We start from the raw sequence: 14,446 nt of genomic DNA, 5'->3' as shown, positions 1-14,446 counted from the left end.
ACATGCGCTAAGCAGCCAGATCGGCCACGAGTGCATCAAGCACCAGCGAACCATCCGGCGTTGCACGGATGAAAGTACCATCCATCTTTTCAATCATGCCTGATGCAATCAGCCGTTCAAGGCGCTTGCGATCAATATCATGTCCCGTCAGCCGCTGATAACGCGCAAGATCGATGCCTTCGCGCAGCCGCAGCCCCATCATCAGGAACTCATCGCCTTCCTGATTGCCATTGAGATATTCTTCTTCAATGATGCCGTGACCGTTGGTCTCGACCTTTTCGAGCCATGTTTCGGGATGCTTTTCGGTCATTGTAACCGTGCGCGTGCCGTTCTCGACAAAACGCCCATGCGCACCGGGACCGATGCCAACATATTGCCCATAACGCCAGTAAACCAGATTGTGCTGGGACTCGCGTCCCGGCACAGCATGATTTGAAATCTCATAGGCAGGCAGGCCGTGTTCTGCCGTGATCTTCTGCGTCTCTTCATAAAGAGCCGCAGCATGATCCGGCTCTGGCGTAGTCAACTTTCCAGCCTTCCAGAGATTATAGAACTGCGTGCCTTCCTCAATCGTCAATTGATAGAGCGATAGATGATCGGCAGCCAGATCAATGGCTTCTTTCAGCTCTTCGCGCCATGCCTCAATCGTCTGGTTGGGCCGCGCATAGATCAAATCAAACGATAACCGTGGGAAAATCTCACGCGCCAGCCGGATTGCGGCCTTGGCCTCATCGACCGAATGCATGCGTCCGAGACGACGCAGATCAGGGGCGTTCAGCGCCTGAATGCCGAGCGAGACGCGATTAACACCCGCCGCGCGATAGCCGCGAAAACGATCTGCTTCCACGCTTGTCGGGTTGGCTTCCAGCGTCACTTCAATATCAGGAGCAACCGACCAGCGCGCGGCAATGCCATCCAGCAGACTGCCAACCGTCGAAGGCTGCATGAGCGATGGCGTGCCGCCGCCCAAAAAGATACTCGTGACAGTACGCGAACCTGTGCGGGCGCGCAGTGTGTCCATCTCGCGATTAAAGGCGGCCGCAAAGCGATCCTGATCAACCGGTTGATGACGTACATGGCTGTTGAAGTCGCAATAGGGGCATTTGGCCAAACAAAACGGCCAATGCACATAAACACCAAACGCGGTTTCTCCGTCCGCGCGTGCAATCGGCAAAATATCAGCGGATGGAGAAAAGTGATGGTTCATTCGAGCTCATCCGAAACAACACCAAGCGCCTTTTCAGCAAACAGCTTGAAAGCACGTGCACGATGCGAAAGTGCGGACGCATCGCCCGGCTTCCAGCCATGCTTTTCATCAGCAGTCATTTCACCAAAGGTCTTTTCGTAGCCTTCCGGCTTGAAAACCGGGTCATAGCCAAAACCAATATCGCCGCGCGGAGGCCAGATCAGCGTGCCTTCCACTTCACCGCGATAATATTGAGCTTCGCCATCCGGCCATGCAAGGCAGATGACCGAAACAAAACGCGCCTTACGCTGGTCCGGTGTGGTTGCACCCTTTTCCTGCAAAAGATCTTCAACCTTCTGCATCGCCATATTAAAATCACGCGTGCCGTCTTCGGTCTCCGCCCAGTCAGCCGTGTAAACGCCCGGATCGCCGTCCAGTGCATCAACCATCAGGCCGGAATCATCAGACAGAGATGGCAGGCCGGTTGCCTTCGCAGCAGCGAATGCTTTGATGTAAGCGTTTTCCTCGAAAGTCGTTCCGGTTTCTTCCGGTTCCGGCAAGCCAAGAGCCGCAACAAAACTGACCTCAAAGCCAAAGGGCGCAATCAGTCCATCGAACTCACGCAACTTTCCTGCATTGTGCGATGCGACGATCAGTTTGCCTTTTTCAAGGTGTCTCATTTCAGTTCTACCTTTTTACGCGTGATCTTATCCGAAAACCGATACCCACTTTTCGGGATCATGCTTTAACTCCAAAGTTTCGGCTCGGCGAATTCCAGCGAGTTGCCAGAAGGATCGCGAAAATAAATCGAACGCGCACCATTCGGCCATTCGAAACCGGCCTCGATAGCAATGTTGTGCTTTTCGAGATAGCTGCGCCAATCATCGATTTCATGATGTGAGGCAGCAAAACATATATGTCCCGGACCCGCAGCCCCATGTGGTGGCACCGGCAGCGACCCCGGCAGAGGTGGTTTTAGCGTTTCTTCCGCTTTGAACAACAGCAAGATGCCGTCACCACAGCGGAAGAATGCATTGCGTTCGCTCACCTTGCCCACCGGCTCAAGCCCGATAATGTCGCGATAAAACGCAATCGCTTCAGCAACATCACGAACATAGAGCGCGGTTTCAAGAATGCGGGTTGCCTGCATCGTCTAGCCTCTCACAAACAGGAGAAGCCCCAAACTATCAGGCAAATGCTGCCTTCTGCAACTCGACGAGCTGTTGAATGCCGCTGCGGGCAAGCTTCATGAGAGCCGCAAACTCTTCTTCCGAGAATGGCGCACCTTCAGCCGTGCCCTGAATTTCGACAATGCCGCCCTTGCCGGTCATCACGAAATTGCTGTCGGTTTCAGCAGCCGAATCTTCAGCATAGTCAAGATCAAGCACAGGCTGGCCTTCATAGATACCGCACGAAATGGCCGCGATATGGTCTTTGAGCACTTTTTCGATGCGGATCATCTGACGTGCTTCCATCCAGCGCAGGCAATCATGCAAGGCGACAAAACCACCGGTAATCGCAGCCGTCCGTGTACCGCCATCAGCCTGAATGACATCGCAGTCAACCGTGATCTGGTATTCGCCCAATGCCTGAAGGTCGACGACAGCGCGCAGCGAGCGGCCGATCAGACGCTGGATTTCCTGCGTGCGGCCACCCTGCTTGCCGGCTGCTGCTTCGCGGCGCATACGGTCGCCGGTCGAGCGTGGCAGCATGCCATACTCCGCTGTGACCCAGCCTTTGCCGGAATTGCGCATCCAGCCCGGAACCTTTTCCTCTAAGCTTGCGGTGCAAAGAACGTGGGTGTCACCGAACTTTACGAGGCATGAGCCTTCTGCATGTTTGGAGACGCCGCGCTCGAAAGAGACGGCACGCATTTCATCAGCAGCGCGCTTGGATGGACGCATTGTATTTCCTCAATTCGTTTTTCGTTGCGGCTTTTTAGGCTTGTCGTGCAGGAATGGAAAGGAATTTCGCATGATCCTTCAAGAGAGATGTTGAGAGAACTGTCATTATTGGCGCAAAGCCTTTGACGCCTTGGGTTGTGCGCTTATATTTATAGCATGCAATTCAGAGGCTTCGCTCTAAGACCATGATCAAATCACCGGAACATCAGCTGCTTAATTCGCTCGACCAGCGGTCACGCGATATTTTCCGACTGATTGTTGACAGCTATCTCAATGATGGTGATCCGGTCGGCTCCCGCAATCTATCGCGCCTGTTGCCGCACAGTCTTTCCCCTGCGACCATCCGCAATGTGATGAGCGATCTGGAGCAACTCGGTCTCATTTATGCTCCGCATATTTCTGCCGGGCGTCTGCCAACGCAGATAGGGCTTCGTTTCTTCGTCGATGCTTTTATGGAAGTGGGCGATCTGCGCGCTGATGAACGCACATCGATTGAAGCACAGGTGCGCTCGGCGGGGATGAACAATTCGGTCGAAAGCGTTTTGACAGAAGCCAGCCAGGTTCTGTCTGGCCTGTCGCGCGGCGCGGGCCTTGTGCTTGCCACCAAAACAGAGGGTGCGCTCAAGCATATCGAATTTGTGCGTCTTGAACCCACCCGCGCATTGGCAGTTCTCGTCATGCAGAATGGCGATGTGGAAAACCGCGTTATCAATCTGCCAGTCGGAATTTCTGCGTCGCAGTTGGTGGAAGCATCGAACTTTCTCAATGCGCATATTCACGGGCATACGCTTTCGGAAGCAAAATCGGAACTCGAAAAGCTTTCGCAAGAAACCAGACAGGAACTCGATCAGCTTTCACAAGAACTGGTGGAGCAAGGCATCGCCGTCTGGAGTGGCGCGGGGTCTGACCAACCCGCGCGTTTGATTGTTCGTGGCCGCGCCAATCTGCTTGAGAACATTCATGCTCAGGAAGATATTGAACGCCTGCGTCATCTGTTTGATGATCTCGAAACAAAAGACGGCATGATTCAGCTGCTTGATCTGGCTGAATCGGGTTCGGGCGTGCGAATCTTTATCGGTTCGGAAAACAAATTGTTCTCTCTCTCAGGCTCTTCTCTGGTAGTGGCGCCCTATCGCGATAGTGAACAGCGCGTTGTTGGTGCGCTTGGCGTGATCGGCCCGACCCGACTTAACTATGCGCGCATCGTGCCGATGGTCGATTACACAGCGCAAATTGTATCGCGATTGTTGCGTTAAGTTGTAAGACTTAACAAGGCTAACAAATTAGACCTTGATTTTAGCGCCGCGAAACTCGATATCCGGCTCAAACACACTTCAAGACGGAAGACACAAAATGGCTGATGAAAAAAACACACCGGAAACCCCCGATCTTGAGCAGCGCGATATCAACAATCCTCGTGATCGTGATGCGCTGAAGCGTGCTGCCGACGATTTTCTGAAAAGCCGCAAAGCGGAAGCGCGCGCTGAGGTCGAAGAAGAGAATGTTGACGCGGAGAACCTCGCTGCCAACACCATTGCTGCGCTTGAGGCAGACAATGCAGAACTGAAAGACCAGATGTTGCGTCTGGTTGCTGAAATGGAAAACCTGCGCAAGCGCACACAGCGCGATGTGCAGGACGCACGCAGCTATGCAGTTACCAATTTTGCCCGTGACATGCTGTTGGTGTCCGACAATTTGCGCCGCGCACAGGATGCGATCCCTGCGGATGCACTGGAAAGTGACGCAAATCTGAAATCACTCGCCGAAGGCGTGGAAATGACCGAGCGCGCGATGCTGCAGGCATTGGAACGCCACGGCGTAACGAAGCTCGATCCTGAAGGCCAGAAGTTCGATCCAAACTTCCATCAGGCGATGTTTGAAGTTCCGAATCCGGAGCTTCCAAACAACACCGTTGTTCAGGTTGTTCAGGCGGGCTTTGCGATTGGTGATCGCGTGCTGCGGCCTGCGATGGTTGGCGTTTCCAAGGGTGGACCAAAGGTTGCTGCCGATGCGGCACCTGAAGGAAACGCCGAATAAACAGGCACTTCATTTTAAACATCGGAGAAAGAGCAGCGAGACGCCTCGCCGCTCTTTCTTTTTGTGTTTATTTCTCGAATATTGGCTCCAAAGAAGCCGGGAGGCCAGCGCGTGACGGTCTTTGATTTTGCAAATTTTGCAGGCGTTTTTGTCTTCGCGGCTACTGGGGCGCTTGCCGCCTCGCGCCGTCAGCTTGACATTATCGGCTTCATCTTCCTTGCAAATATAACCGGCATCGGTGGAGGAACCATCCGTGATCTGCTTCTTGGCGCACCGGTTTTCTGGGTGATCGAGCCGTTTTATCTGCTGGCAGGAACTTCAGCCGCAATCTTCGTTTATTTTACAGCGCATCTGGTTGAATCGCGCTACCGGCTGCTGCTCTGGTTTGATGCTATCGGCATGTCCGCCTATACGGTCGTTGGCGCAGCAAAAGGCCTGACACTCGGTTTCGGACCATCGGTTGCCATTGTCACCGGCATCTTCACCGCAACACTTGGCGGTATTTTGCGCGATATGGTCGCGGGTGAACCATCCGTACTGATGCGGCGTGAAATCTATGTGAGTGCGGCCCTTGCCGGTGCATGTCTTTATGTCTTGCTGGAGCGGTTCGGAATCGATCCCATTTATGCCGGAATTGCATCCGCACTGACTGCCTTCGTCGTGCGTGGCGGTGCGCTTTATTTCGGCTGGAACCTGCCCGTTTATAAAAGTCGTCCCGGTCGCACCGAGGAAGAGCTCAAGCGCGACCGGATTGTACCCTGATTAAATGAGCTTGGCCTGTGTTGCCACAGCCTTGAGGTCAATCAGCGGACGCGGCCCCATCTGCTGGATAATCATGCCAGCCGCGAGTGAACCAAGACGTGCGCAATCCTCGAGCGAACGATCCTTCGTATAGCCATAAAGGAATCCTGCGGCATAGAGATCGCCAGCGCCGGTGGTATCAATCAGTTCTTCAATCTCGATAGCAGGCACTTCAATTGTCTGCTCGGGCGTTACAACGACCGCGCCTTTTTCAGATCGTGTGACAATCGACAATTCACAATCCTTGCGGATCGCTTCGATTGCTTCATCAAGCGTCTTTGTCTGATACAGCGACTTGGCTTCGTCTTCATTGGCAAAAACAATATCGACCGTGCGGCTGCGCATCAGATCAAGAAATTCTTCACGATAGCGATCAACACAGAACGGATCAGAAAGGGTCATCGCGACCTTGCGGCCATGTTCATGCGCAATCTTGGAAGCGAGAACGATTGCTTCCTTGGCGCGTGGCGGATCCCAGAGGTAGCCTTCAAAATAGGTGACGCGTGCATCAGAAACTTTGGAACTCTCTACGTCTTCCGGCCCGAGTTCAACACAGGCACCAAGATAGGTGTTCATCGAACGCTCGCCGTCGCCGGTTACGAAAATCATCGAACGCGCGGTTGGACTCCCTTTTTCAAGTGGGCGTGTATCGAAAGCAACACCCTGTGCGCGAATGTCATGCGCAAAAACCCGGCCAAGATGATCTGTAGCGACCTTGCCAAAATAGGCAGATCGCCCGCCAAGGCTTGCAATGCCCGCAGCCGTATTGCCTGCGCTTCCGCCCGACATTTCCGTAACCTGACCGTTGATGCGGCTATAAAGCAGTTCTGCCCGATCGCCATCAATCAGGTTCATGGCGCCTTTGATGATGCCATTTGTTTCAAGAAATGCATCGTCGGTGCGCGAAATAATATCGACAATGGCATTGCCAATGCAAAGTACGTCGAATGTAGCCATGAGCTGGTCTGGACTCCCCTTTGATCAGCTGCCAGTTTTCATCAGTCACTTAGTGACGAAGCTGGCGGCAGAAATATCGGGGTCGGTTTAACGCTTTGTCGGTGCTTTGACCACCCACTTAGACTTTTGGACTGTGGGTTTGGGATATTGTGCAGCGCATTGCGCTTTCCTATTTTTACGTCATGAGATTGCGAAAAGTGGACAAAAAATGATCCTTGAAGCGGCATTAAAAGCTCTAAAACGTCTTCCTACACCGGAATTCCGCTCAGTTTTGTGGAAAACGCTCGGTCTGACGCTCGTGCTGCTGATCGGTCTATGGGTCGCAATTCGTCAATTATTTTTTACCTTCGCATGGCCGTGGATGGAGCAGATCCTGCCCGGTATGCCCGGATGGGCTGGCTGGCTTGGAATTGTGGCCGCTATCGTTGCAGGCTTGGGACTCGCACTCGTGCTCGCGCTGATGATTGCGCCCGTCACAGCGCTAGTGGCGGGTATTTTTCTCGATGACGTTGCCGATGTAGTCGAGAGCGAGGATTATCCGGGCGAGCCTAAAGGAACAGCCTTACCACTTGGGCGCTCCATCGTAGCATCGCTCAAATTTTTAGGCGTTGTCATCCTCGGCAATATCATAGCGCTGTTTTTGCTGTTCATACCGGGGATCAATCTGATCGCCTTTTTTGTGATCAACGCCTATTTGCTTAGCCGGGAATTTTTTGAATTTGCTGCCATGCGCTATCGCTCAGAAGCAGAAGCGAAGGCGCTACGCTCGCAATATAGTGTCACGATATTTGCCGCAGGACTTGTGATTGCTGGCTTCTTGGCAATCCCGATTGTCAATCTGCTCACACCGCTCTTTGCGGCTGCGATGATGATTCATCTCCACAAAGCGATTTCGCAGCGTGAAGTTCTAAAACTGCGGCGGTAGCGGAATAAGCGCTGCCGGAACATCGCAGGTTTTGCCCGGATATTTACAAATATCGGCGACGACGCATTTCTCGCATTCTGGCTTACGCGCTTTGCACGTATAGCGCCCATGCAGAATGAGCCAGTGATGCGCGTGGAACAGATATTCCTTTGGGATCACCCGCATCAGAATGGCTTCCACAGCCTCCGGCGTTTTTCCTGGTGCAAGCCCCATGCGATTGCCGATACGTAAAACATGCGTATCGACAGCCATGGTGGAATGCCCAAACGCCATACTCAAAACCACATTGGCCGTCTTGCGGCCAACGCCTGGTAATTTCACCAGAGCATCGAGATCATCCGGCACTTCACCACCATGCTCGCGGATCAGTGCTTCTGACAAAAGAATAACGTTTTTAGCCTTGTTGCGCCAAAGTCCAATTGTGCGGATATATTTGCCGACCGCCTCCTCGCCCAGCGCAAGCATCTTTTGCGGCGTGTCGGCAATCGCAAAAAGTGCACGGGTCGCTTTGTTGACCCCAGCATCAGTTGCCTGTGCCGACAAAACCACCGCCACCAGCAGCGTGAAAGCGTTCACATGCTCAAGTTCGCCCTTCGGCTCAGGTCGCAATATCGAAAAGCGACGGAAAATCTCATGAATCTCATCCGCCGTATAAAGCGTGCCAGCCACCCGGCGCGGACGACGAGCGGGTGTTGCAACATTCACGGGGGATTTGATTTTGGCGTTTTCCATTTTGTCTCTATACTGGCACTTGGCTTTGGAAAAAACTTAGCAGCTTGACGCAGCCCCCACAGGACGTCGACCCCATGCAACATCCAGACGGCGCAAATCCGGATAATTTTGACAGACCAATTTTCAGTGCACTGCTGACGCCCTATTGCTCGCTGGGGCGAACAGGTTTTCGCGTGCTGATGAGCGCGCTGATCCTATGCTGGCTTTTTGTGTGTATCCTGTTCTGGTCAATCGGCGCTTGGCCAATCATCGGATTTTTCGGCCTGGATGTGCTGGCAATTTATTTGGCCTTTCGCTGGAACTATCGATCAGCCAATGCACGGGAAGAAATATCCGTCTCCCGTTTAGCGCTACATATCCGCAAATATGAGCCTTCCGGCAAAATGATTGCGCATGAGTTTCACCCCTTCTGGTCGCGGTTCAGGATTGCCCGCAAACCAGAATTCGGTATCACGTCGATGCATGTCGAAAGCCGCGAGAAGCGTGTCCCTATTGGTGGTTTTCTCAATCCCGATGATCGTGAAAGCTTCGCAACCGCTTTTCGTGATGCACTGGCACAGGCCAGAAGATAGGCTCTCCACATCTTTTGCCAGCTTTTTCCTCCAGCATCACTGATTTACGATCTAAAGATAGACTGAGGAAAGGAATCGAAATTCGGCTCTTGAAGTCGGGCTTTTCACAAGCCATATCAGTTGAGTGAAAGATACGCCGCAAGGGTGCTTTCCATAACGGTCGCTTCAATAAGGACTGATGCAATGACACGAATGACACCGTTTTCGAGCCCGTTACTGCTCGGATTCGACACGATGGAAAAGACGCTGGAACGAATTGCCAAATCCGGCGAAGGCTACCCGCCCTATAATATCGAGCGCCTGCGCGGCGAGACCGGTTCTGAACGCCTGCGTATCACGCTGGCGGTTGCGGGCTTTGCCAGCGACGATCTCGAAGTCATGACGGAAGACAACCAGCTTGTTATCCGCGGACGCCAGACCGACGACACCGAACGCGAATTTCTGCACCGCGGCATCGCTGCCCGACAGTTTCAGCGCGTGTTCGTTTTGGCGGACGGAATGCGGGTTGTGGCATGCGATCTGAAAAACGGTCTACTGGCGATTGATCTTGATAGACCTGAACCAGAACGGCTGATCAAACGTATTCATATAGCAGTGAAAGACTGAATCCGGTTCAGACTGGATTCATGCTAAGACCGCTATAAAGAATTATTAAGCTCTTAAGCGCCATGATCGCAAATGATATGCCGCTAGAACGGAGGCTACGATGATGAACAGACATATTCTTACTGATCGTGAATTCGCGCATCTGGGTGAAGGCGAACTGGCCTATGTGCGCAAGATCAGGTCCGACGACCTCTCCCGCTCTTTCCCTGCGCTGCCACCGATTGCTCCGGGTTTAGAAATTTGGGCGCTGTTTGGCGCGAGCGGTGAGCCGATTGTGCTCTCCGATGTCCGAGCCACAGCTCTTCAGGGGGCACAGGAACACGAACTGCGGACAGTCACTTTGCAGTAGACCTGCCGAAGCGGCAACTTTAGTTATAAGAAAACCGCCGTTCTCCCGGAACGGCGGTTTTTTTAAATTCAAGATTCGTCAAACTCAGGCCGCGCTGGTGGCTGGCTGTGCTTTAAGAAATGAATAAAGCGCCTGCGCGTCATGTGTGCCGCGCAGCTTGGCCACTGTATCGGCATCGCGCAACATACGTGCGATGCGGGACAGGGCTTTCAGGTGGTCAGCGCCCGCGTTTTCCGGTGCCAAAAGCAGGAAAACGAGATCAACAGGCTGATCGTCCAGTGCTTCAAAATCCACTGGCGTTTCAAGGCGCGCAAAAATTCCGGCAATCTTATCAATACTCGCCAGCTTACCGTGTGGAATGGCGATACCATTACCAACGCCAGTCGAACCAAGGCGTTCGCGCTGGAGAATTGTTTCAAAAACTTCACGCTCAGGGAGACCGGTCAGTTCCGCAGCCTTTTCAGATAAAATCTGCAAAAGCTGCTTTTTGGAGCTGGCTTTCAACGCAGGGATAATCGCCCCTGGCTGAATCAGATCACTAAGATCCATTCTCTCCGTTCCTTCTTCAATCAAGCCATTTAAGGCCCGGTTTAGGGAAGCGCACGACAGCATCCACTGCGTGCGCTTCAGGTTTGCCGTCAGGCGCGTGGCGCGGACTGGCGGGTTACCGTTGACGGATCAACCCAGCCAATGTTTCCGTCCGCACGACGGTAGACGATATTAACTTCATCATTGCCTGCATTGCGGAACACCAGAACCGGGTTTTCAATCAGGTCAAGTTCCACAACTGCCGACGCGACCGAGAGGGTGCGAAGAGCAACAGACGATTCCGCAACAATAGTTGGCGCGTAATCCACCGGAAGGTCCTCCTCTTCTTCCGACAGCGGTGCCATAACACGATATGCCACATCATCATAGATCGCATTTGGTGCAGTGGCAGGACGCGATTTCAGCCGGCGCTTGTAACGGCGCAACCGGGTTTCAATCTTGTCAGCCGCCGCATCGAACGCCAGTTGCGGGTCCTGTGCATCTCCGGTGCTCTGAAGAGTGGCACCACTATCAAGATGCAAAGTGCAATCTGCGCTGTAGCGCGATCCGGACTTGGTGACCGTTACCTGCCCGGAAAAGCCATGATCAAAATACTTGCCGACCGCATCATTAACCCGGTCAACGATCCGAGTCGTAAAAGCTTCGCCGACGTCCATATGCTTTCCAGATACACGCAGAGTCATTTGGTACACCTCATTTGCGTTACACAACAGGACGTAGTCTAACCACATGGTGAGCGAAGCGCAAAGCGAACCAGCATCAATTTTGCTTTTCGTCCTGTGCTTATTTTAGCCTCGTTTCACATATTCCAGATAAGCAGGCCTTGCTTTCCAGAATGGGCTCATTTTCAAGGCTATTCGAGTAATTTCCCCATTCATCATCAGGGATGGCTCACTGCACATCGTTCTTTTATGTAACGCAGAAAACGCAGAAGCGTTTCCCGAAATATTACCTTGCCTTTCGTTTAAACGGTCAACACCGGAAATCCGGCTATTGCAGGTGCATATCGTTATGCGAGCCGGGCTTCTATTGACTGAAACGTCAATTGTCAATCGCGGCCTCTGTTGGTCACTTCTTATGTAATGCGCCCGGTCTATTAGGAAAAAGCAAATTTAAATAAAGCCAGATTCTAGTGATTATGGAAGTTCCAGAACGATTCCATAACGTTACCAAAAGCGTACTTCATTCTGATCAGCTACGAATACCCTTGATCATCTTGCGGATAATCTGGCTTTTTTCTCACGCCTGCGTTGAACCGATGAGGCAATATTCATCGCTTCCCTGTATTTTGCGACTGTACGGCGTGCGATATCCACTCCGTCTTTTTTCAACGCATCAACAATTGCATCATCGGAAAGCACGTCATCAGGCTTTTCTGCATCAATCATCTGACGGATACGATGACGCACGCTTTCGGATGAATGGGCATCACCCCCCTCTGAAGAAGCAATGGATGCATTGAAAAAATAGCGCAACTCAAACACGCCACGCGTGGTTGCCATGAACTTATTGGCCGTCACGCGGCTGATGGTTGATTCATGCATACCGACTGCATCGGCAACAGTGCGCAGATTCAGAGGTTTGAGATGCGTGACCCCATCGCGAAGAAAGCCATCCTGCTGACGCACGATTTCCTGTGTGACTTTCAGAATCGTTCGCGCACGCTGATCAAGGCTGCGCACCAGCCAGCTTGCGGACTGCATGCAATCAGACAGAAATGCTTTTTCGTCCGCCTTCACGGAAGGGCTGACTTCGGCATAATATTCGTTATTAACGATCAAGCGCGGCATCGCATCAGGGTTAAGCTCAATTGCCCACCCCCCATCACTTGTCGGCGACACCAGCACATCAGGTGTAATCACATCAGCAACCGAGACCTCAAACTGTGTGCCGGGCTTAGGATCAAGTGCCCTTATTTCACTCAACATATCGAGAAGATCAGACTGATCGACACCACAAAGCTTCTTGAGCGAAGCGAAATCCCGCCGCGCCAGCAGCTCAAGATTATCGATCAAAGCCGCCATTGCTGGATCATATCGATCTTTCAGCCGAAGCTGGATCGCCAGACATTCGCGCAGATCGCGTGCAAAAATGCCCGCCGGATCAAAACCTTGCACCGCATGCAACACGCACTCAACATGTTCGGTCTCAACGCCGAGGTTTTGCGCGAGCAACGATGTGTCGGCGCGCAAATAACCGCTTTCATCGAGTGCATCGGCCAGCGCTGTGGCGATAAAACGATCAGCTGGATTGCTGAATGAGAGGGCAATCTGCTCAGCAACATGCTCATTCAAAGACGGGCGGCTCGCGGTAAGCTGATCAATATCATAGCTGCCGCCTGCGCCTCCACTATCCCCACCGGAAGTTTTCCACTGCGGATCAAGCATGGACCCCGCATCATCGGAGCGGCCGGGATCATCTGGAAAAATATTTTCTAACGAGCTGTCAAAGGTCGATGAAAGATTCTGCGCGTCGGCCACGCTGTCAGTCTTAAACCAGTCTTCATCGGATGAAGCATCCGATGAGTCTGCGCTATCGCTCGCAGTTTCAGGCTCTGCAAAATCGTCGTTTGCAGCTTCTATTCTGTCCAGAAGCGGATTTTTCTCGATCTCAATGTCGATAAATTGTTCCAGCTCAATATGCGTCATTTGCAACAGCTTGATGGACTGCATCAACTGCGGTGTCATCACCAGCGATTGCGACTGACGAAAATCAAGCTTTGGCGACAGAGCCATGCGGTGCGTAATCCCCCCGTTTCCCGAACGGCAATTGAGCTGGCACGCAACATGTTCCTGAATTGTTTTCAATTAAAGCGTGCAGTTCATCAAAACTGGTATGAACCTTGCTTGTCAATTCTGAATGTGCGTTTTTTCGAGAAAAGAGGAAAATAGTCGCAAAAATGACGCGACTGCTGAGGCAGTTGTCGCGTCATACACAGGAAGGAGGGAAGCGGTTTCCACATGCTTGTGGAAACGCGGAAGAATCAAAGCGTAAACTGATCGCCGAGATAGAGCCTGCGCACGTCAGGATTTGCGACGATTTCTGCCGGGCGCCCATGGGTCAGCACCTGACCCGCATGGATAATATAAGCACGGTCAATCAGGCCGAGTGTTTCGCGCACATTGTGGTCGGTGATCAGAACGCCAATGCCACGGCTGGTCAAATGGCGCACGAGCTGCTGAATATCGGAAACCGCGATCGGGTCAACACCCGCAAAAGGCTCATCGAGCAACATAAAGTTCGGGCGCGACGCAAGAGCACGGGCAATTTCGAGACGGCGGCGTTCACCACCCGACAGCGAAATTGCAGCAGCTTTGCGCAGATGCGAAATATGAAACTCTTCCAGAAGAGCATCGAGTTCCATCGCGCGCTTTTTGCGGTCCTTTTCGACCACTTCCAGCACGGCTTTGATATTATTTTCGACCGAAAGACCGCGGAAGATCGATGCTTCCTGAGGCAAATAGCCAATGCCGAGGCGCGAACGACGATACATTGGCATCGACGTTACATCGAAGCCATCAATCTCGATTGAACCGGCATCTGCCGGAACAAGGCCGGTCACCATATAGAAGCACGTCGTCTTACCGGCACCGTTCGGGCCAAGAATGCCGACAGCTTCACCAGCGCGAACACCAAAAGACACGCCGTTGACGACCTGACGTCCGCGGTAGCTCTTGCAAAGCCCACGCGCCACCAGAGTACCCTTGAGGCGTGTTTCTTTACCCGGCTGTGCAGGCATCATACCGTCCACAGCAGATGAAGGTGTAGCACTTTCAGAAACGGCCTGCGGCTCGTCGGCTTTCTTATTCCAGAACAATCCCACGTGCG

At 52.7% G+C, this 14,446-nt stretch carries 17 protein-coding genes; 7 read left to right on the top strand and 10 right to left on the bottom strand.

The features are described from left to right. Window positions 1-7: 7 nt before the first annotated feature. The 4 genes from hemW to rph all read right to left on the bottom strand — a co-directional run bounded on the left by hemW (window position 8) and on the right by rph (window position 3,090). The gene (gene hemW, locus RI570_RS07645; RefSeq protein WP_313827816.1) at window positions 8-1,207 is read right to left on the bottom strand and encodes a radical SAM family heme chaperone HemW; all 1,200 of its coding nucleotides are present in this window, start codon (window positions 1,205-1,207) and stop codon (window positions 8-10) included. Then, window positions 1,204-1,866 carry an RdgB/HAM1 family non-canonical purine NTP pyrophosphatase gene (rdgB, locus tag RI570_RS07640; protein ID WP_313827815.1) on the bottom strand — a complete coding sequence of 221 codons (663 nt, stop codon included), beginning with the start codon at window positions 1,864-1,866 and terminating at the stop codon, window positions 1,204-1,206. Before rdgB ends, hemW begins: the two co-directional genes overlap by 4 nt. Before the next feature lie 65 nt (window positions 1,867-1,931). After that, window positions 1,932-2,336: a VOC family protein gene (locus RI570_RS07635; protein WP_313827814.1), complete on the bottom strand. Its 405-nt coding sequence runs from the start codon at window positions 2,334-2,336 to the stop codon at window positions 1,932-1,934. 37 nt (window positions 2,337-2,373) lie between these two features. Further along, window positions 2,374-3,090, bottom strand: a complete 717-nt coding sequence (rph, locus tag RI570_RS07630) for a ribonuclease PH (protein WP_313827813.1) — start codon at window positions 3,088-3,090, stop codon at window positions 2,374-2,376. Window positions 3,091-3,275: 185 nt separating this feature from the next. Here rph and hrcA point away from each other — a divergent pair, with 185 nt between their 5' ends. The 3 genes from hrcA (at window position 3,276) to RI570_RS07615 (ending at window position 5,889) form a co-directional block, all read left to right on the top strand. Then, on the top strand, window positions 3,276-4,346 hold the full coding sequence (gene hrcA, locus RI570_RS07625) for a heat-inducible transcriptional repressor HrcA (RefSeq protein ID WP_313827812.1): 1,071 nt from the start codon (window positions 3,276-3,278) through the stop codon (window positions 4,344-4,346). 97 nt (window positions 4,347-4,443) lie between these two features. Beyond that, entirely contained in the window at window positions 4,444-5,127 is a 684-nt protein-coding gene (gene grpE / locus RI570_RS07620; protein ID WP_313827811.1) for a nucleotide exchange factor GrpE, read from the top strand. 111 nt (window positions 5,128-5,238) lie between these two features. Then, window positions 5,239-5,889, top strand: a complete 651-nt coding sequence (locus RI570_RS07615) for a trimeric intracellular cation channel family protein (protein ID WP_313827810.1) — start codon at window positions 5,239-5,241, stop codon at window positions 5,887-5,889. Here RI570_RS07615 and RI570_RS07610 read toward each other — a convergent pair whose 3' ends face one another. Beyond that, a complete protein-coding gene (locus tag RI570_RS07610) occupies window positions 5,890-6,885 on the bottom strand; it encodes an adenosine kinase (RefSeq protein WP_313827809.1) in 996 nt (331 codons plus the stop codon). Between the two features lie 208 nt (window positions 6,886-7,093). On the opposite strand from RI570_RS07610, the gene RI570_RS07605 reads away from it, so the two are divergent. Beyond that, complete coding sequence (locus RI570_RS07605) at window positions 7,094-7,810, top strand: sulfate transporter family protein (protein ID WP_313827808.1); 717 nt, start codon at window positions 7,094-7,096, stop codon at window positions 7,808-7,810. On the opposite strand, the gene nth is transcribed toward RI570_RS07605, so the two are convergent. Beyond that, a complete protein-coding gene (gene nth, locus RI570_RS07600) occupies window positions 7,793-8,542 on the bottom strand; it encodes an endonuclease III (protein ID WP_313827807.1) in 750 nt (249 codons plus the stop codon). The genes RI570_RS07605 and nth overlap by 18 nt on opposite strands. 74 nt (window positions 8,543-8,616) lie before the next feature. Here nth and RI570_RS07595 point away from each other — a divergent pair, with 74 nt between their 5' ends. The 3 genes from RI570_RS07595 to RI570_RS07585 all read left to right on the top strand — a co-directional run bounded on the left by RI570_RS07595 (window position 8,617) and on the right by RI570_RS07585 (window position 10,069). Further along, entirely contained in the window at window positions 8,617-9,114 is a 498-nt protein-coding gene (locus tag RI570_RS07595; protein WP_313827806.1) for a DUF2244 domain-containing protein, read from the top strand. A gap of 183 nt (window positions 9,115-9,297) precedes the next feature. Beyond that, window positions 9,298-9,720, top strand: coding sequence for an Hsp20 family protein (locus RI570_RS07590; protein WP_313827805.1), 423 nt, complete (start codon window positions 9,298-9,300; stop codon window positions 9,718-9,720). A 103-nt stretch (window positions 9,721-9,823) separates the two neighbouring features. Further along, the gene (locus tag RI570_RS07585) at window positions 9,824-10,069 is read left to right on the top strand and encodes a DUF1150 family protein (protein WP_313828590.1); all 246 of its coding nucleotides are present in this window, start codon (window positions 9,824-9,826) and stop codon (window positions 10,067-10,069) included. 84 nt (window positions 10,070-10,153) lie between these two features. Here RI570_RS07585 and ptsN read toward each other — a convergent pair whose 3' ends face one another. The 4 genes from ptsN to lptB form a co-directional block, all read right to left on the bottom strand. Further along, window positions 10,154-10,618 carry a PTS IIA-like nitrogen regulatory protein PtsN gene (ptsN, locus tag RI570_RS07580; protein ID WP_313827804.1) on the bottom strand — a complete coding sequence of 155 codons (465 nt, stop codon included), beginning with the start codon at window positions 10,616-10,618 and terminating at the stop codon, window positions 10,154-10,156. Between the two features lie 89 nt (window positions 10,619-10,707). Beyond that, complete coding sequence (gene hpf, locus RI570_RS07575; RefSeq protein ID WP_313827803.1) at window positions 10,708-11,301, bottom strand: ribosome hibernation-promoting factor, HPF/YfiA family; 594 nt, start codon at window positions 11,299-11,301, stop codon at window positions 10,708-10,710. A 528-nt stretch (window positions 11,302-11,829) separates the two neighbouring features. Further along, window positions 11,830-13,353, bottom strand: a complete 1,524-nt coding sequence (gene rpoN / locus RI570_RS07570) for an RNA polymerase factor sigma-54 (protein ID WP_313827802.1) — start codon at window positions 13,351-13,353, stop codon at window positions 11,830-11,832. A 248-nt stretch (window positions 13,354-13,601) separates the two neighbouring features. Beyond that, window positions 13,602-14,441: an LPS export ABC transporter ATP-binding protein gene (gene lptB, locus RI570_RS07565; protein ID WP_313827801.1), complete on the bottom strand. Its 840-nt coding sequence runs from the start codon at window positions 14,439-14,441 to the stop codon at window positions 13,602-13,604. Window positions 14,442-14,446: the final 5 nt, after the last annotated feature.

Origin of the sequence: Brucella pseudogrignonensis, from assembly GCF_032190615.1 — a bacterium.
GTDB classification, from domain to species: Bacteria; Pseudomonadota; Alphaproteobacteria; order Rhizobiales; family Rhizobiaceae; genus Brucella; species Brucella pseudogrignonensis_B.
Note: the sequence above shows the minus strand (reverse complement) of the source record. Positions and strands in the feature narration are given on the sequence as shown.